The sequence below is a fragment of the Lentzea sp. NPDC004789 genome, from assembly GCF_053601075.1.
This window is the reverse complement of the sequence record NZ_JBSGBE010000004.1, coordinates 301,803-319,934: the sequence shown is the minus strand read 5'-3', so window position 1 is coordinate 319,934 and position 18,132 is coordinate 301,803. Positions and strand designations below refer to the sequence as shown.

The 18,132-nt window shown below is 70.1% G+C and carries 15 protein-coding genes and 1 pseudogene; 5 read left to right on the top strand and 11 right to left on the bottom strand.

Annotation, left to right across the window (positions count from 1 at the left end):
* Both ACWEIJ_RS11955 and ACWEIJ_RS11950 read right to left on the bottom strand, forming a co-directional pair.
* Positions 1-1,074: an MBL fold metallo-hydrolase gene (locus ACWEIJ_RS11955; protein ID WP_449837155.1), complete on the bottom strand. Its 1,074-nt coding sequence runs from the start codon at positions 1,072-1,074 to the stop codon at positions 1-3.
* Positions 1,075-1,196: 122 nt separating this feature from the next.
* Positions 1,197-4,574, bottom strand: a complete 3,378-nt coding sequence (locus ACWEIJ_RS11950; RefSeq protein WP_449837154.1) for a pyruvate carboxylase — start codon at positions 4,572-4,574, stop codon at positions 1,197-1,199.
* A gap of 317 nt (positions 4,575-4,891) precedes the next feature.
* On the opposite strand from ACWEIJ_RS11950, the gene ACWEIJ_RS11945 reads away from it, so the two are divergent.
* Positions 4,892-6,142: a hypothetical protein gene (locus tag ACWEIJ_RS11945; protein ID WP_449837153.1), complete on the top strand. Its 1,251-nt coding sequence runs from the start codon at positions 4,892-4,894 to the stop codon at positions 6,140-6,142.
* Position 6,143: 1 nt separating this feature from the next.
* Here the strand turns inward: ACWEIJ_RS11945 and ACWEIJ_RS11940 are convergent, their stop codons facing one another.
* From ACWEIJ_RS11940 to ACWEIJ_RS11930, 3 genes are all read right to left on the bottom strand, one after another.
* Positions 6,144-7,274 carry a hypothetical protein gene (locus ACWEIJ_RS11940; protein ID WP_449837152.1) on the bottom strand — a complete coding sequence of 377 codons (1,131 nt, stop codon included), beginning with the start codon at positions 7,272-7,274 and terminating at the stop codon, positions 6,144-6,146.
* Between the two features lie 488 nt (positions 7,275-7,762).
* A complete protein-coding gene (recG, locus tag ACWEIJ_RS11935) occupies positions 7,763-9,919 on the bottom strand; it encodes an ATP-dependent DNA helicase RecG (RefSeq protein ID WP_449837151.1) in 2,157 nt (718 codons plus the stop codon).
* 15 nt (positions 9,920-9,934) lie between these two features.
* On the bottom strand, positions 9,935-11,545 hold the full coding sequence (locus ACWEIJ_RS11930; protein ID WP_449837150.1) for a DAK2 domain-containing protein: 1,611 nt from the start codon (positions 11,543-11,545) through the stop codon (positions 9,935-9,937).
* A 147-nt stretch (positions 11,546-11,692) separates the two neighbouring features.
* Between ACWEIJ_RS11930 and rpmB the strand changes: the two genes are divergently transcribed.
* From rpmB to ACWEIJ_RS11915, 3 genes are all read left to right on the top strand, one after another.
* Entirely contained in the window at positions 11,693-11,884 is a 192-nt protein-coding gene (gene rpmB, locus ACWEIJ_RS11925) for a 50S ribosomal protein L28 (RefSeq protein WP_030467945.1), read from the top strand.
* A gap of 145 nt (positions 11,885-12,029) precedes the next feature.
* Complete coding sequence (locus ACWEIJ_RS11920; protein WP_449837149.1) at positions 12,030-13,157, top strand: nucleotide disphospho-sugar-binding domain-containing protein; 1,128 nt, start codon at positions 12,030-12,032, stop codon at positions 13,155-13,157.
* Positions 13,154-14,035, top strand: coding sequence for an NAD-dependent epimerase/dehydratase family protein (locus ACWEIJ_RS11915; RefSeq protein ID WP_449837148.1), 882 nt, complete (start codon positions 13,154-13,156; stop codon positions 14,033-14,035). The genes ACWEIJ_RS11920 and ACWEIJ_RS11915 overlap by 4 nt, the downstream gene beginning before the upstream one ends.
* Here ACWEIJ_RS11915 and ACWEIJ_RS11910 read toward each other — a convergent pair.
* The 6 genes and pseudogenes from ACWEIJ_RS11910 to ACWEIJ_RS11885 form a co-directional block, all read right to left on the bottom strand.
* Positions 13,978-14,445 (bottom strand): MFS transporter, encoded by a 468-nt coding sequence (locus ACWEIJ_RS11910; protein WP_449837147.1) that lies wholly within the window; start codon positions 14,443-14,445, stop codon positions 13,978-13,980. The two genes, ACWEIJ_RS11915 and ACWEIJ_RS11910, sit on opposite strands and share 58 nt — an antisense overlap.
* Positions 14,446-14,506: 61 nt before the next feature.
* Positions 14,507-14,962, bottom strand: a pseudogene (locus ACWEIJ_RS11905) (MFS transporter); the annotation flags it as partial.
* Between the two features lie 172 nt (positions 14,963-15,134).
* Positions 15,135-15,809, bottom strand: a complete 675-nt coding sequence (locus ACWEIJ_RS11900) for a uracil-DNA glycosylase (RefSeq protein ID WP_449837146.1) — start codon at positions 15,807-15,809, stop codon at positions 15,135-15,137.
* Between the two features lie 16 nt (positions 15,810-15,825).
* On the bottom strand, positions 15,826-16,347 hold the full coding sequence (locus tag ACWEIJ_RS11895) for a gamma carbonic anhydrase family protein (protein WP_449837145.1): 522 nt from the start codon (positions 16,345-16,347) through the stop codon (positions 15,826-15,828).
* A gap of 10 nt (positions 16,348-16,357) precedes the next feature.
* The gene (locus tag ACWEIJ_RS11890; protein WP_449837144.1) at positions 16,358-16,813 is read right to left on the bottom strand and encodes a GNAT family N-acetyltransferase; all 456 of its coding nucleotides are present in this window, start codon (positions 16,811-16,813) and stop codon (positions 16,358-16,360) included.
* A 10-nt stretch (positions 16,814-16,823) separates the two neighbouring features.
* Positions 16,824-17,792: a thiamine-phosphate kinase gene (locus ACWEIJ_RS11885; RefSeq protein ID WP_355444344.1), complete on the bottom strand. Its 969-nt coding sequence runs from the start codon at positions 17,790-17,792 to the stop codon at positions 16,824-16,826.
* 97 nt (positions 17,793-17,889) lie between these two features.
* Here ACWEIJ_RS11885 and ACWEIJ_RS11880 point away from each other — a divergent pair, with 97 nt between their 5' ends.
* Positions 17,890-18,123: an Lrp/AsnC ligand binding domain-containing protein gene (locus ACWEIJ_RS11880; RefSeq protein WP_089925682.1), complete on the top strand. Its 234-nt coding sequence runs from the start codon at positions 17,890-17,892 to the stop codon at positions 18,121-18,123.
* Positions 18,124-18,132 lie beyond the last annotated feature (9 nt).

The following is an 18,132-nucleotide window of genomic DNA, read 5'->3' as shown; positions in this document are numbered from 1 at the left end:
TCAGGCGAGAGCCTGCCACCACCCGTCAACCTCGTTCGGGGAGTCCACGTCGACCCGCTCCCCAGGCCGAGGCACCGCCAGCCTCAACCCCCGAGCCTTGGCCTCCCGCCAAACCCGATCCACCGGCTCCGTCCACGGGTGCAACGCGAGGTTGAACGTCGCCCAGTGCACGGGAATCAGCAACCCACCCCCGAGATCCTCGAACGCCTGCACCCCTTCCTCAGGCGTCATGTGGATGTCGGGCCAGGCATCCCCGTAGGCCCCGACCTGCATCAACACCGCGTCAAAGGGCCCGTGCGCGGCCCCGATCGTCCGGTAGCCGGGGAAGTACCCGGTGTCACCGCTGTAGAACACCGACCGCTCCCCACGAGCGATCACCCAAGAAGCCCACAGCGTCACGTTCCGCTGCACCGAACGCCCGGAGAAGTGTTGCGCCGCAGTGCAGGTGAGCGTGAAGCCGTCGACCGAGTACGACTCGTCCCAGTCCAGCTCGACGATCCGAGCAGAGGGCACGTCCCAGCGCCGCAGGTGCGCGCCCAGCCCCAGTGGCACGACGAACACCGCGGACGAGCCCGCGACCAGGGCGTCCACGGTCGCCATGTCCAGGTGGTCGTAGTGGTCGTGCGAGATCACGACGGCGCTCAGGGCGGGCAGGTCCGACAGCTCGTGCGGGACCGGGTGCAGGCGGCGGGGGCCGACGTGGGCGGACGGGGAGACTCGGTCGCTCCACACGGGATCGAGCAGCACTGCGGCGCCGTCGATCTCGATCAGCGCGGACGCGTGGCCGTACCAGGTGATGTGCAGGCCGGTGGTGACCGGTGCGGACGGGCCCACCAAAGGCACCGCGGCCGACGGTTTGCGGTCCTCGCCGCCGAACACGAAGTCGCGCAACGAGAACGAGTCGCGGTCGGGGACCGTGCTGACTTCCTTGTCGTTGTGGAACTTGCCGTCGCGGTAGCGCGGTGAGCGCGACATCTCGACCGGGTCCGGTCTGCCGCCCAGCTGTCTGGGCACGTCCCGCAACGCCCACGCCACGCCCGCCAGTCCGAGCAGGCCGGCCAACGCCTTCTTCATGATGCGCATCCCTCTCCCTGACCCCGTGCTCGGTGCAACGCAGCGAATGGTCGTTGAGTTCCACGCGGCCCGCAGCACGAAGGGCCCGGCCGCAACGGCCGGGCCCTTCGCACGAAAAGCTGCTACTCCAGGACGATCAGGAGGTCGCCGCCCTCGACCTGCTGGGCTCCGCGCAACGCCAGGCGCTGCACGCGGCCCGCCTTCGGGGCGGTGATCGCGGCCTCCATCTTCATGGCCTCGATCGTCGCGACGGTCTGGCCCGCCTCGACCGAGTCGCCCTCGGCCACCGCCGCGGTCACCACGCCGGCGAACGGGGCCGCGACGTGGTTCGGGTTGCCGCGGTCGGCCTTCTCGGCGGCCGGGATGTCGGCCGCCACCGAACGGTCGCGGACCTGGATCGGGCGCAGCTGGCCGTTCAGGGTCGCCATGACCGTGCGGATGCCGCGCGCGTCCGCCTCGGAGATCGCCTCCAGGCCGATCAGCAGCCGCACACCCGGCTCCAGGTCGACGGAGTACTCCTCGCCGGGACGCAGGCCGTAGAAGAAGTCCTTGGAGCGCAACACCGACGTGTCGCCGTAGGCCTCGCGGTGAGCCAGGAACTCCTTCGTGGGCGCTGGGAACAGCAGCCGGTTCAGCGTCGCCCGCCGTGAGTCGACGAGGCCGGCCTCGTCCTCGGGCGAGAGCTCCTCGATCGGCTTCGGGGCCGGGCGGCCCGCCAGGGCCTTCGAGCGGAACGGCTCCGGCCAGCCGCCGGGCGGGTCGCCCAGCTCGCCGTGCAGGAAGCCGATCACCGAGGCCGGGATGTCGTACTTGCCGGGGTCGGCCTCGAAGTCGGCGGGCGAGACGCCCGCACCCACGAGGTGCAGCGCGAGGTCGCCGACGACCTTGGACGACGGCGTCACCTTCACCAGGTGGCCGAGCATCCGGTCGGCGGCCGCGTACATGGACTCGATCTCCTCGAACTTCTCGCCCAGGCCCAGTGCGACGGCCTGGGTGCGCAGGTTCGAGAGCTGACCACCGGGGATCTCGTGGTGGTAGACGCGGCCGGTCGGGCCGGGGATGCCGGACTCGAACGGCGCGTAGATCTTGCGCACGGCCTCCCAGTACGGCTCCAGGTCGCACACGTTCTGCAGGTTCAGGCCCGTGGCGTGCTCGGTGTGGTCGGTCAGCGCCACGATCGACGACAGCGGCGGCTGCGACGTCGTGCCCGCCATCGACGCGGTCGCGCCGTCGATCGCGTCCACGCCCGCCTGGATCGCGGCCAGGTAGGTGGCGAGCTGGCCGCCTGCCGTGTCGTGCGTGTGGAGGTGGACCGGGAGGTCGAACTCCTTGCGCAGGGCCGAGATCAGGCGCGCCGCGGCAGGCGCCCTCAAGAGCCCGGCCATGTCCTTGACGGCCAGCACGTGGGCGCCGGCGCCCACGATCTGCTCGGCCAGCTTCAGGTAGTAGTCCAGTGTGTACAGACGCTCGTCCGGGTTGGACAGGTCGCTCGTGTAGCAGAGCGCGACCTCGGCGACCGCCGTCCCGGTCTCGCGCACGGCCTCGATCGCCGGGCGCATCTGCTCGACGTCGTTCAGCGCGTCGAAGATCCGGAAGATGTCGATGCCGGTGTCCGTCGCCTCCTGCACGAACGCCTTGGTGACCGCTTCCGGGTACGGCGTGTAGCCGACCGTGTTGCGGCCGCGCAGCAGCATCTGCAGGTTGATGTTCGGCACGGCCTCGCGCAGTGCGGCCAGGCGCTCCCACGGGTCCTCGGCGAGGAACCGCAGCGCCACGTCGTACGTCGCGCCGCCCCAGCACTCCAACGAGAGCAGCTCGGGGGTCATGCGCGCGACGTGCGGCGCGACGGCGAGCAGGTCCTTGGTGCGCACTCGGGTCGCGAGCAGCGACTGGTGCGCGTCGCGGAACGTCGTGTCCGTGACGCCGACGGCCTTGCTCTCCCGCAGCCACCGCGCGAAGCCCTCGGGGCCGAGCTCGACCAGCTTCTGCTTGGAACCGGCGGGCGGTTCGGCGTTCAGGTCGGCGATCGGCAGCTTCTCGCGCGGGTCCACCGCGGTCGGACGCGTGCCGTTCGGGTGGTTGACCGTCACGTCGGCGAGGTAGGTCAGCAGGCGCGTGCCGCGGTCGGCCGAGTGGCGCGCGGTCAGCAGGTGCGGGCGCTTCTCGATGAACGACGTGGTGACGCGGCCCTCGAAGAAGTCGGGGTCGTCCAGCACGGCCTGGATGAACGGGATGTTCGTGGACACACCGCGGATGCGGAACTCCGCGATCGCCCGGCGCGCACGCGCGACGGCGAGGGCGAAGGTGCGCCCGCGGCACGTGAGCTTCACGAGCATCGAGTCGAAGTGCGGGCTGATGGCCATGCCCGCGCCGGCCGTGCCGCCGTCGAGGCGGATGCCGGAACCACCCGGCGAGCGGTAGGCGCTGATCGTGCCGGTGTCCGGGCGGAACCCGTTGGCCGGGTCCTCCGTGGTGATGCGGCACTGCAGCGCCGCGCCGCGCAGCTGCACGGTGTCCTGCGACAGGCCCAGGTCTTCGAGCGTCTCACCGGCGGCGATGCGCATCTGCGACTGCACGAGGTCGACGTCGGTCACTTCCTCCGTGACCGTGTGCTCGACCTGGATGCGCGGGTTCATCTCGATGAAGACGTAGTGGCCCTGCGGGTCGAGCAGGAACTCGACGGTGCCGGCGTTGCGGTAGCCGATGTGGCGCGCGAACTTCACGGCGTCGTTGCAGATGCGGTCGCGCAGCTCGGGGTCGAGGTTCGGCGCGGGCGCGATCTCGATGACCTTCTGGTGGCGCCGCTGCACGGAGCAGTCGCGCTCGAAGAGGTGGATCACGTTGCCCTGGCCGTCGGCGAGGATCTGCACCTCGATGTGGCGCGGCTCGACCACGGCCTGTTCGAGGAACACGGTCGGGTCGCCGAACGCCGACTCGGCCTCGCGCGACGCCGCTTCGAGCGCCTCGCGCAGCGCGGCCGGGTCGTCGACCTTGCGCATGCCCCGGCCGCCACCGCCGGCGACGGCCTTGACGAACACGGGGAAGCGCATCGACTTCGACGCTTCGAGCAGCTCGTCGATGTCGGACGACGGCGCGCTCGACTCCAGCACCGGCAGCCCGGCCTCGCGGGCGGCGGCGATCGCGCGCGCCTTGTTGCCCGTCAGCTCCAGCACCTCGGCGACGGGACCGATGAAGGTGAGGCCCGCCTCCCGGCACGCCATCGCGAGTTCCGGGTTCTCGGACAGGAAGCCGTAGCCCGGGTAGATCGCGTCGGCACCGGCCTTGCGGGCGGCCTTGATGATCTCGTCGACGGAGAGGTAGGCGCGGACGGGGTGTCCGGGCTCACCGATCTCGTAGGACTCGTCCGCCTTCAACCGGTGCAGCGAGTTGCGGTCTTCATGAGGGAAAACGGCGACCGTTCCCGCGCCCAGTTCGTAGGCGGCTCGGAACGCGCGAATCGCGATCTCGCCGCGGTTGGCGACAAGAACCTTGCGGAACATCCGTAGCCCTCCCGGAGTTACTCGACGGTCAGTTCGGGCACGTTACCGTGCGACTCTTGCCTGTTGGGAGGACTGTCTCACGTGATGGGTGTCATCGTGATCGGTCTTGCTCGTGAGGATTCTCGCGGTTTGGAAGCTAGGTTGATACCCACCACCCGGTCAGACTGCGGCCGGTAGTGGGATTAACCAGATCGAGTGACGATCTTGATAACCATCTCGGTAGGGTGAGCCATATGGCCGGGGCTGATGGAGCCGGGCAGCCTACTGCCCGCACACCGCATTTCGACGTTGTCCTCCGTGGTTACAACCAGCGACAGGTGAACGAACGAGTCACCCGCCTGGAGTTCGACCTCAAGAACTCGAACCGCGCCAGAGACGCCGCGGCCGCGCAGGTCGCGGAGCTCACCAAGATGCTCAACGCGACGCGCGCCGAGCTCGACAAGACCAAGATGCAGCTGTCGAACCTCGCCAACAGCCCCGTCAGCGCGTCGAACGTCACCGAGCGTGTCCGCGTGATGATGTCGCTCGCCGAGGAAGAGATCGCGGACATCCGCAAGGACGCCCTCGACAAGGCCGCCGCCACGCGCGCCGAGGTCGAGAAGTGGGCGGCCGACCAGCGCGAGCAGCACAACCGCGCGCTCGCCGAGACCGAGGCCCGCCGCAAGCAGCTGGAGGTCGCCCACCAGCAGCGCACGACCGAGCTCGAGAAGCAGTTCAGCGAGCGCAGGGCCGAGCTGGAGGCCGAGCACGAGGCGCTGCGCACGAAGCTCGTCGCCGAGCACGAGGCCCTGGTCGCCGAGGTGCGCGCGGAAGGCGAGCGCGTGGCCGCCGAGTTCGGGCAGAAGTCGGCCGACCTGGACGCCCGCCGCGTGGAGCTCGACGCCAAGTACAAGGCGTACCACGACGAGCTGGACAAGGAGTACGACGGCCTCAAGGCGACGCTGGCCGCCGAGCACAAGAAGGTGCTCGCGGACGCGCAGGCCGAGGCCGAGCGGATCGCCGCCGAGGCCGAGGCCGAGCGTGTCGGGGCGCTGCAGAAGCTCGACGAGGCGCTCAAGACCAAGCAGGCGGAGGCCGAGAAGGCGATCGCCGAGCTGGAGGCCGAGTCGCTCGCGCGCGCCGAGAAGACCACCGCCGACGCGACCGCGCAGGCGACCGCCCTGGTCAGCGCGGCGGAGGAGAAGGCGGCGACCACCCTGCGCGAGGCCTCGGAGAAGGCCACGACGACCGTTGCCGAGGCCGAGGAGAAGGCCGCGGAGACCGTTCGGACGGCCGACGAGAAGGCCACCACGTTGGTTCGGGATGCCGAAGCCAGGACGTCGGCTCTGGTCCGCGAGGCCGAGGAGAAGTCGGCGGCCGCGGTGGCCCTGTCCGACCAGCGCGCCGCCGCGGCGGCCGACCGGGAGGCCTCACTGCGGGCGGCGCACGACAACCTCTCGAAGCAGTTCCACGCCGCGCAGGCCGCGGTCGAGGCGGCGATGTCGGTGCTGAAGCCGCTGGAGGACGCGCCTGCCGGGGAGGCGGGCGAGCCCAAGACCGAGCAGCTGCCGAAGCCGCGGCAGAACTAGGTCAGCTCCTCGGAGGGAACGGCGGCAGGCTGCCCGTGGCCCAGCTCGTGTGACACCTGCCGCCCGCCACGTAGTCGCTGGCGAACCCGATCAGCGACCGCCCGTCGAGCGAGGCCACCCCGGCGGGGTGGTAGTTCTGGCAGTAGTCGTCGTGCGCGCCGGGCACCGCCACCGGCGCGGGTACCTCGTACCACCCGTCCTCGCCGCCGTTCTCCGACACGAAGACCGTCCTGCCGTTGCCGGGATCGACCTTGCCGTTCGCCGTCATCAGCACCTGTCCCATGAGGATCACGCGCCCCTTGGCCGTGCCGTTGGGGGCGAGCGTGATCGACGGCGTGTGCGCGAAGTACTTGCCGTCCCTCGTCGTCGGCCGCACTCCGAACCAGCCGGGGTCACCCCAGTCGACGCCGTCCGCCGAGCTGCGGTGGTACGCCTCGCAGAAGTACTGGTCCGGCTGCCCGCAGATCTCGTACATCAGGTAGTACTCGCCCGTCGGCAGCCTTCTGACCTGCGGCATTCCCGGCCGGTACCCGCGCGGCCGCACCGCGACGACCTTCTGCTTGGCCGACCAGCTGACACCGTCGGCCGACACGGTCCGCCCGATGTACTGGCCGTGCTCGCCGTCCGACTCGTCGGCGAAGTAGCAGTTGAGCCTGTCCTGCGCGTCGACCGACAGGTCCGGCTCCCACAGCCCCACCGGATGCCGCGCCCGCGCGCACTCCGACAGGTACTCCCACGTCTCACCGGCGTCCCGGCTGCGCCAGATCCGCGCCTTCACCGTCTCCGACCGCAGCCCCACCGAGCCCGCCCACAGCACGGTGCCCGCCGGCATGTCGCCGACCTGGCGCGGCAGCTCGTAGAGGTGGCCGCAGCAGGCGGTCTGGGTGCTCGCGGGGTCGGTGAAGGTGGCGATCTTGTCGAACCTCTTGCCGGCGCGGCCGGCGCGCAGCACGTCCACGACCTCGAACCGGTGCAGCGTCACCAGGATCGAACCCCGCTGCGGGCCGTGCTGGAGGCGGATCGCGTGCGGGTAGCGGGACTCCATGCCGGTCAGGGCCGCGGGGTCCGCCAGTGCCGGGGAGGGCGGGAGGGCGAGGGCGGCGGCGAGCGCGGTGATGATCATGCGGCGCACGGGTCGGAGGGTACGGGCGTGGCTGGGCTGGACCGGTGCGTGGCGCGCGCACACGTTCAGGTGAAAGGGCTGGGTTGGGCTGGGGGGCTTGGGCACGGCGCTGCGGCGTGGGGTGGAGGCAGCACGACGGCTGCGGCGTGGGGTGGAGGCGGCACGACGGCTGCGGCGTGGGGTGGAGGCGGCACGACGGCTGCGGCGTGGGGTGGAGGCAGCACGACGGCTGCGGCGTGGGGTGGAGGCAGCACGGCGGCGACAGCACGGGACGGTGAGCCGCACGACGGCTTGGCATGCACCGCACGACGGCTTGGCGAGGCACCGCACGGCGATCATCTGGTCCGGCAGGTCGCGTTGTCCGGACGGGAGCGTGACGCCCAGGTCGCGGTGACCGCGGCGCGACCGGCCTCGCCGCGACACCCTTTCCACGGCACCCTTTCCGCAACGCGCTTTCCGCGCAGCGAAGCTGAATCCCGCGGAAGCGGGACCGGCGGCTAGGTCTTCTCCAGGAAGTCCGCCCGCTCCTCCGTCAGCAGCGTGGCCACCATGCCCGCCAGGCCGGGGTGCTTCTCCAGGTCCGGGTCGGCGTCCACGAACTGCTGGGCGGCCACGCGGGCGTCGGCGATGATGTCCTCGTCGCGCAACAGGGACAGCATCTTGAGCGCCGAGCGGCGGCCGGACTGGGCGGCGCCGAGGATGTCGCCCTCGCGGCGGAGCTCGAGGTCGAGCTGGGCCAGTTCGAAGCCGTCCAGAGTGGACTCGACCGCGCGGAGGCGTTCCATCGTGGCGGTCATCTCCGGCATCTCGGTGACGAGCAGGCAGAGGCCGGGGGCGCTGCCTCGGCCCACGCGGCCGCGGAGCTGGTGCAGCTGGGAGACGCCGAAGCGGTCGGCGTCCATGATGGCCATGACGGTGGCGTTCGGGACGTTGACGCCCACCTCGATGACCGTGGTGGCGACGAGGACCTGGACCTCGTTGGCCGCGAAGGCGCGCATCACGGCGTCCTTCTCGTCGGGGGGCATGCGGCCGTGCAGGATTTCCACGCGCAGGCCGCGCAACGGGCCCTGCACCAGCATGTTCGCCACGTCGATCACGGACAGCGCCGGGCGCTTGTCCTCGTCGTCGGACTTCGCCGGTTCCTCGTCGCCGATGCGCGGGCAGACGAAGTAGGCCTGGTGGCCTGCGGCCACCTCCTCGCGGACGCGGGCGAACGCGCGGTCCAGCCAGGCCGGCTTCTCGCGGACGGGGACGACCGAGGTCTTGATCGGCGAACGGCCGCCGGGGAGCTCGCGCAGGGCCGAGACCTCCAGGTCGCCGTAGACGGTCATGGCGACCGTGCGCGGGATCGGGGTCGCGGTCATCACCAGGACGTGCGGGTTCTCGACCGCGCCGCGGGCCGACAGCGCGGCGCGTTGTTCCACGCCGAAGCGGTGTTGTTCGTCGACGACGACCAGGCCCAGCGAGTGGAACTCCACCTTGTCCTGGATGATCGCGTGCGTGCCGACGACGATGCCCGCCTCGCCGGTCACGATGTCGAGCAACGCCTGGCGGCGCTGGGCCGTGTTCATCGAGCCCGTCAGCAACGTCACCCGCGTCGCGTTCTCCGCGCCGCCGAGCTGGCCCGCCTGGGCGAGGTCGCCGAGCATCTCCTGCAACGAGCGGGCGTGTTGTGCGGCAAGGACTTCCGTGGGCGCGAGCATCGCGGACTGACGGCCCGCGTCGACCGCCTGCAACATGGCTCGCAACGCGACCATCGTCTTGCCCGAACCCACTTCTCCTTGCAGCAGGCGGTTCATCGGCACGACCGAAGCGAGGTCGGAGGCGATCTGCTCGCCCACCGACACCTGGCCGGCGGTCAGCTTGAACGGCAGCCGCGCGTCGAAGGCGTCGAGGATGCCGCCGGACCGGCGCGCGCACGAGGGGGCGGGACGGGCCGTGGAAGCCTTGCGGCGCTGGGCCAGCGTCAGCTGCACGGCCAACGCCTCGTCCCACTTCAGCCGTTGCTGCGCCACGGCGATCTGGGCCCAGCTCTCCGGGCGGTGGATGGCCCGCAGCGCCTCCTCCAGGCCGATCAGGCCGTGCTCGGTGCGGAAGTCGTCGGGCAGCGGGTCGGTGGGCACGCCGTCCCAGATCTCCAGCAGCTGCTTCACGCAGTTGGCGATGTTCCAGGTGTTGATGTGCTGCGAGGCCGGGTAGACGGGCAGGAACGCCTGCAGGAACGACGATCCGTCCTGCTCCGGGGTGAGGATCTCGAACGCCGGGTGCACCAGCTGCAGGTTCTGGCGGTAGCGGCCGACCTTGCCGGCGAACAGGGCCCGCGTGCCGGGCAGGAGCTCCTGCTCCGCCACGAACGCCACCTTGCCGAAGAAGACCAGGTGCAGCTCGGACGTGCCGTCCGTGATCACCGCTTCGGTCATGTGGCCGTGCCTGGCCTTCATGCGCCGCTTGGTGCACTTGCGGACCTCGGCCTGGACCGTGACGTGCTCGTCGATTTCCAGGGACCTGATGTCGGTCAGCTTCCCGCGCTCGTCGTAGCGGCGCGGGTAGTGGCGCAGCAGGTCGCCGACCGTCGTGAGGCCGAGGCCGGTCTCCAGTGCGTCGGCGGTCTTCTTGCCGAGCAACGGCTGCAGCTTGTCGTCGAAGGAGATCATCGTGTCCCCATTGAACTACTCGACACCGACAAAAATGACCGCGTCGGGCTGGCCGCCCGGATAGGCCGTCACCTCGACCTCCGGATGGGTGACCCGCAGATGGTCCTCCAACACGTCGGCGAGGCCTTCTGGGGCGTCGGCGCCGAGGATCACGGTCACCAGCTCACCGCCGCCGGTCAGCATGCGGTCGACCAGGCGGCACGCCAGGTCCAGCAACGACTCCGGCGCCGCGGGACCCGGCTCGATCAGCACCACCTCGCCGTCCAGCATGCCCAGCAGGTCGCCGGGCTGGCAGCGGCCGACCCAGGTGATGGCTTCGTCGGCGGCGATCGACAGTTCGCCGCGGCGCGTTGCGGCGGCGGCTTCGGCCATGGCGACAACGTCGTCACCGGCACGTCGTGACGAGTCGTGGACGGCCAACGCGGCGAGGGCCTGCACGGGCGAGAACGTCGGCACCACCACTACGTCCTGCCCTGCGGCCTGTGCGTACGCCACGGCTTCATCCAAAGCCTCGCGGATGTCCGGGTCGCCGGGCAGAACCGCCACGTGACGCGCGCGCGTCGAAACGATGGCCGACAACAGGTCTGTGGGCGTCGCGGAAGAAGTAGCCAGGTCGAACACCGTGGCGCCCTCGGCGCGGAACAGGTCCACCGCGCCGCTCACCACCACCACGATCGCCCGGTCGCGCACGAACCGCGACGCCTGCGCGGCGATCTGGTCGGCGAACCGCGCCACCGTGATCCGGTGTGGACGTCCGGCGCGCACACCCGCCTCGACGGCCGCGCCGATGTCGTTGCAGTGCACGTGCACGGTCCACAGCGAAGCGCCGTCGCCGACGACCGACACGCAGTCGCCGAGCAGGTTCAACGACGCGCGCAGCTCAAGCGCCTCCTCCTCCGAGGTGCCGTCGAGCAGGTACATGACCTCGTACTCGAACTCCGAGGAGCCGCTCTCGCGCTCGGTCGTCAACGACTCGGGCGTGCGCGGCAGCAGCGGCGCGTCGACCGGGGTTTCCACGGCCTGACCGGTGATCACCGCGGCGAGTGTGTCCAACAACACAACGAGCCCGCGCCCACCTGCGTCGACCACTCCGGCCTTGGCCAGCACCGCGAGTTGCCGAGGCGTGTCGGCCAACGCCGTGGCGCCTGCGCGTGCGGCGGCCATCACCACCTCGTCGAGCTCGTCCGACGGGCAGTCACGGGCGGCTTCGGCAGCGGCGTGCAGCACCGAGAGGACCGTGCCGGGCACCGGCTTGGACACCGCGGCGGTGGCGAGCTCGTCCGAGCGTTGCAGAGCCTTGCGCAGCGCCGATCCCGTGACGACGGACACCTCCTGCACGGATTCCGCCAGCCCCCTGAGCACCTGCGAGAGGATCACGCCGGAGTTCCCTCGCGCCCCGGCCAGCGCGCCCCTGGCCAACGCGGACAACGCGTCACCGACCGTGGAGATGGGCGAGCGCAGCAGCGCGTCCAGCGCCGACTGCATCGTGTGCAGCAGGTTGGTGCCCGTGTCACCATCGGGAACCGGAAAGACGTTGATCTGGTCGATCGACTCCCGGTTGGCGTCCAACGACCGCACGCACGCGTCCGCCCACCTGCGCACCGCGACCGCATCCATGACCTGCATGGCGGCGAGAGTATCCACCCGGTTTGGTCGCGGGTGAGGCCACCGGCTACCCTGATTGGGTTGCCGTGCCCGGTTGAGGCTTGTGCACGCTTGCGCGCCCACCGGGACGCGAGACACCCGCTTGAGGAACCTGAAGGAGTGGCTGACGTGGCTGCCGTGTGCGACGTCTGTGGCAAGGGGCCGGGCTTCGGCCATTCGGTTTCGCACTCCCAGCGGAAGACGAACCGCCGCTGGAACCCGAACATCCAGTCTGTGCGCGCGAAGGTCTCGGCCTCGCAGCGCCAGCGGATCAACGTGTGCACCTCCTGCCTGAAGGCAGGCAAGGTCGTGCGCGGCTGATCACCGCCACAGAGCAGAACCCAGAAGAGCCCGGCTCCGGCCGGGCTCTTCTGTTTTTCGCAGGAAATCCATACGAGACATGTAGTTGACTCGCCAATCAAGACGATGTTGATCCTGTCATGAAGTTTGACTTACGTTTGACTGCGTGCGAGTTCTGGTCACCAGCTGTCCCGGTTATGGGCATCTGTATCCGCTCATTCCACTGAGCTGGGCGTTGAGCAACGCAGGGCATGACGTGCTGCTCGCGTTGCCGGACCAGTTCGCCCAGGCGGGAGCGGCCACCGGCCTCCCGGCCGCAGCGGTGGGACCGGTGTCGATCCGGGAGGTCTTCTCGAACTCGAATCACGCGCTCTATTCCGGAAACGTGACGGAGGCTCTGATTGAGCACGTCACCGAGCATTACGCGAAAATCGCCCGTTTCACGGTCTCGAACGTGATCGGCCTGGCCGGGAGATGGCGGCCGGATGTCGTGATGCACACGCCGTGGGAGTACGCGGGACCGATCGCCGCCGCGCGACTCGGTGTTCCGCTGGTCCGGCACACCTGGGGTGTCGCGCTGCCGCCGGAGCTCGCACCGGCCGAGGCCGAGACGCTCACACCGGTGCACCGCGAACACGGGTTCCCCGACGACCCGGCACTCGAAGTGGACGTCTGCCCGCCCGCGCTGCAGTACCCGGACGCGCCGGCGGGCCTGCCGATGGCCTACACCGCCTACAACGGCTCCGGTGTTCTGCCTCCGTGGCTGTTCGAACCGCGCACCAGGCCGAGGATCTGCGTGACGCTCGGCAGCGTGCCCGTCCCCGGCGGAGAGCACGACCGGGTGCTGCGCACGGTGCTCCGCGGACTCGAGCGGATCGACGCGGAGGTGTTGGTGATCACGGGCGGGGCGCTCGATCCGGGCACCGTGCCCGCGAACGCCCGCGTCGTGGACTGGGTTCCTCTCAACCAGGTGCTGAAGGTGTGTGACGCCGTGGTGCACCACGGCGGGTCGGGCACGACCATGACCTCGCTGCACGCGGGCCTGCCGCAGCTCGCGTTGCCGCAGATGTGCGACCAGCACCGCCACGCCGACCGGGCCGAAGCCGTCGGCGCCGCCGCGAAACTCGTCGGAGACGACATCACCGCGGAGTCCGTCCGCGACCACGTGCAACGGCTGCTGGACGACCCGGCACCGCGCGTGGCCGCGGAGAAGATCCGCGACGAGATGCGGGCACTGCCGCCACCCGCCGCCGTCGTCTCCTCCCTCACCGCTCTAGTGGAGGCGCAATCGTGAAGACCGTCGTGGTGACCGGCGCGGGTGGTTTCATCGGCTCGCACGTGGTGGAGACGCTGCTGGGCACCGACACCCGCGTGATCGCCCTGTACCGCACGGATCCACCACCGCTCACCGCGCCGAACCTCCAGACGTTCCCGATCGACCTGCGGGACGAGAACGAACTCCGGGCGGTGCTGCGCTACGCGGCACCCAATGCCCACACAGTGATCCACACGGCGGCGATGGACGGCAACGCCGCGTTCAAGCGCGACAACACCGCCCTCATCTTCGACACGAACCTGCGCATCGGCTCGAACGTGCTGAACTGCGCGCGTGACTGCGGCGTCGAGAACGTCGTCCTGGTGAGCTCCGCCGAGGCGTCGGTGGAGTCGGACAACGGCTACGCGCTCTCGAAGTCCGTGGTGGAACTGCTGGCCGAGCAGTACCGCAAGCAGTACGGCATGCGGATCTTCCTGCCGCGCCCGTCGAACGTCTACGGCCCGCGCGACCGGGTCCACCGGGTGATCCCCGCGATGATCAGCCGGATCACCTCCGGCCAGGAGATCGAGATCTGGGGCGACGGTTCGCAGACGCGGTCGTTCGTGCACGTGCGCGACGTCGTGGCGGCGATCCTGCAGATGGTCGCCCAGAACACCGAGGACGTGCTGACCGTCGCGACGCGCGAGACGATCTCGATCCTCGACCTGGCGCGCACCCTCTGCGCGCTGCTGGACGCACCGGAACGGGTGCGGCTCGACCTCACCAAACCGACCGGCGCCGCACCGCGAGCGCTGGACACGACGCGGATGTACGAGCTGGTGAGCCCGCGGCCGTTGCGTCAGGGGCTGCGCGAAACCGTGTCCTGGTACCGGTCGACCCCGCCGTTGGCGGCCTGACGGCGCAGCGCCCGCACCACGAACACCAGGCAGACCACGCCGCTGAGCAACGCACCGGTGCCGCCGAGCGCGAACACCGCCTGCGGCCCCATGACCAGCAACAACGCCCCTGCGGCGGCGGTCCCGAGCAGGTTCGCACCGGTGACCATCGAGCCGACCGCGGCGAACGCCCGGCCGCGCATCTCCTCGGGCGTGCGCAGCCGGACGAGGGCGTTCATGGTGACGTTGATGACGCCGTTGCAGATGCCGCCGATCAGCCAGCCGGTCCCGGCGGCCACGACGTACGGCAACGTCGCCGGAACCAGTACCGCGATCCCCGTCAGGGCGCCGGAGACGGCCAGCGAGCAGGCGACCTGGGCAACGGTCTGCAACCGCGCGGCCAGCCGGTTGCCGACGATGATCCCGACCATCCAGCACGCCGAGCACGAACTCGTCGCCGTACAGCACGAACCGGACGAACGCGGGGTCCGCCACGTTGATCACCACGGTGGCTCCGACGAAGAACGCCAGCCCGATGATCGCCGCGAACAGCACGGGATCCCGCCGGACGTGCCGAAGGCCCGCGAGCGTGCTCGGCCGCGCCTCGTGCCCGCCCGACGGCGTGCGTTCCGACCGCACGCACGCCAGCAGCGCCGCGTAGCCGAGGAACGTGCCGCCGTCGATCAGCATCGCGGCGGGGTGCCCGAAGATTCCGGCGAGCACCATGCCACCGGTGGCACCCGCGATGTTGCCGACACTGCGCACAGTGCCCAGCCACGCACAACCGCGGGTCGACTCGTCCTCGCCTGCGATGTGCGGGACCAGGGCCGAGATCGCGGGCTGGACGACCGCACGGCCGCAGCCGGACAGGAACACCAGCGCCACGACGAACACCGGCCGGCCCATCAGGGGCGCGATGGTCGTGATCGCGACGCCCTGGCACAGCAAGGCGATGATCAGCAGGCGCCGGTTGGGCAGCCGGTCGACGAGGGCGCGGCCACCGGCAGCGAGCTGATCGGCGTCGCCCAGAACAGCAGCACGAGCAACGACAACGCGTTGCCGAACTCGGAGACGGCCGCTCCCGCGGCCGTCAGCCAGAGGTCACGCTCAGCTCGCCGAACTACGGCAGCTTCCAGTCGATCGGTTCGGCGCCCTGCTTCTCCAGCAGTTCGTTGGCGCGGCTGAACGGCTTCGAACCGAAGAACCCGGCGTGCGCGGAAAGCGGTGACGGGTGCGCGGACTCGATGCAGGGCAACGGTTCGAGCAACGGACGCAGGTTGCGCGCGTTGCGGCCCCACAGGATCGAGACGAGCGGTGCGTCACGCGCCGCCAGCGCCTTGATCGCCTGCTCGGTCACGGCCTCCCAGCCCTTGCCCTGGTGGGAGTTGGCCTTGCCGGGCTGCACGGTCAGCGCCCTGTTGAGCAGCAGCACACCGCGCTCGGACCACGGGGTCAGGTCGCCGTTGGAGGGCAGCGGGTGGCCTAGGTCCTCCGCGTACTCCTTGTAGATGTTGACCAGCGACTTCGGGATCGGCCGCACGTCGGGGGCGACGGAGAACGACAGGCCGACCGCGTGGCCGGGCGTCGGGTACGGGTCCTGCCCGACGATCAGCACCTTCACCTGGTGGAACGGCTGCTTGAACGCACGCAGCACGTTCTCGCCCGAGGGGAGGTAGGTGCGGCCGGCGGCGACCTCCGCGCGCAGGAACTCACCCATGGCGGCGATCTGGTCGGCAACGGGGGCGAGAGCTTCAGCCCAGCCGGCTTCGACAACTTCGTTGAGGGGACGAGCCACGGCTGTGAACCCTATCTCAATCCAAACGGCGCAGCTTCTCCCGGTACAAACCGATGTTCTGCACATATTTCTCGACGATGAAGGCCCAGGCCTGTTCTGGCACAACATATCCAGCACGCTCGCGGGCCGGAACGCCGAGAACCATCGTGCGTTCGCGGACATGGCCGTCGAACGAGACCACCGCGCCGGCGCCGACGATCGCGCCCTTCTCGACGATGGAACCGTTGAGCACCACCGAACCTGACGCGATCAGGCAGTCGTCCGCGATCGTCGCGCCCTCGATGTGCACGTTGTGGCCGATGACGCACGACGAACCGATGTGCACCGGGTGGACCTCGGTGCAGTGGATCACCGTGCCGTCCTGGATCGACGTGCGCTCGTCGACGACGATGCGGCCGTAGTCGCCGCGCAGCACCGCTTGCGGCCACACCGACGAGAACGCGCCGATGCGCACGTCGCCGATCACCGTGGCATCCGGGTGCACGTACGCGTCCGGGTGGATCTGCGGCGTGTAGTCCCCCAACGCATAGATGGCCATGCGCCCGAACCTACAACGGCTTCCCGAAGCAGCGGCTCTCCGGGTGGTCGCGGTAGACGCCGAAGTTCTCGATCCGCTCGTAGCCGCTGGAGAGGTACAGGCCGATCGCCTCGGGCTGACGCATGCCGGTTTCCAGCACCATCTGCCGATGGCCGGCCTCGCGCGCGGTGTCCTCCAGGTTCGCGAGAACCTGCCGCGAGAGCCCACGGCCGCGCAGCGAGTCCGCGACGTACATGCGCTTGATCTCGGCGGCGCCGTCCAGCTCCTCGTGCACTCGCCAGCCACCGCACGCGACCGGCACTCCGTCGAGGTAGCCCACGACGAAGTAGCCGAGTGGGGCGGCGAACTGCGCCGGGTCGACCGGGGTGATGTCCTGGCTGCCGTAGCGCTCGACGAAGACCTGCTGCAGGTCGGCGATCAGCTTGACCGAGTCCGGATGGTCATACGCTCGCGTGCATAGTTCCACATCGACCAGTTTACGCGCGCCAGTGCTCCCAGCCAGGGGGTTTTTCGTACGTTCTGCCGTCGACCGTCACGCCTTCACCGGCGCGCACCGTGCCGATCGTCGTCCAGCCCTCCGGTACCGCCTTCGGGCCGGGGAACGTCGCCGCGAGGGCGTGGTCCTCGCCTCCGGTCAGCGCCCAGTGCCGTGCGTCACCGCCGAGCGCCGACGCCACGTCCAGCAGGCGCGGGTGCAACGGCAGCAGGTCGGTGCGGATGTCGATCGCCACGCCCGACGAGTCGGCGATGTGGCCGAGGTCCTGCAGCAGGCCGTCCGAGACGTCGATCATCGACGTGGCACCGGCCTCCGCGGCCTTGGGCCCTTCCTCGTACGGCGGCTCCGGGGTGCGCTGGGCGTTGACGATGCCGACCGGTGAGCGGAACCCGCGGCCCAGCACCGCGAGACCCGCGGCCGCCCAGCCCAGCCGTCCGGTCACCGCCACGACGTCGCCGACGAGCGCGCCGGACCGCGTGACCGGCTCAAGCCCGTTCATGTCCCCCATCGCGGTGATTGAGATCACCAGCGTGGCGGAGCTGACCATGTCGCCGCCGACGACGCCCGCGCCGGCCTTGGCCGCCTCTTCCCAGAGGCCGGACATGATCCCCTGGATCGTGGCCGCGGGCGTGTCCGCCGGGCACGCGATCCCGACGAGCAGACCGGACGGCAACGCGCCCATCGCGACGACGTCGGCGAGGTTGACCGCGGCCGCTTTTCGGCCCACCTGCTCGGGTGTGGACCAGTCGAGTCTGAAGTGGACACCCTCGACCAGCACGTCCATGGAGGCGACGACCCGCCCGTCCGGAACGGCGACCACGGCGGCGTCGTCGCCGGGGCCGAGGATGGTCGTCTCGGGTTGCGCCCGACCGGTCGTCACCCGGTGGATGAGATGGAACTCACCCACTTCGGCGACCGTCTCCGCGTCGCGCGGCGGCTCCGGACGCAAAGTTGCCTCCCAATCTGAGCATTCGGAACCCCAACTGGGGTACGTTGCGTGACACGTTCCTACCTCGACCCAACCTGTCGCGACGAAGGGGCACGCCGTGGTGCATGCATACATCCTCATCCAGACCGAGGTCGGCAAGGCCGCTGCAGTCGCCTCCGAGATCTCCGGGATCGCCGGAGTCGCCACCGCAGAGGACGTCACCGGTCCGTACGACGTCATCGTCCGCGCGGAGGCGGACACCGTCGACCAGCTCGGCCAGCTCGTGGTCGCGCGGATCCAGAACGTCGAGGGAATCACCCGTACGTTGACCTGCCCGGTCGTGCATCTCTAGCTCGTGTTG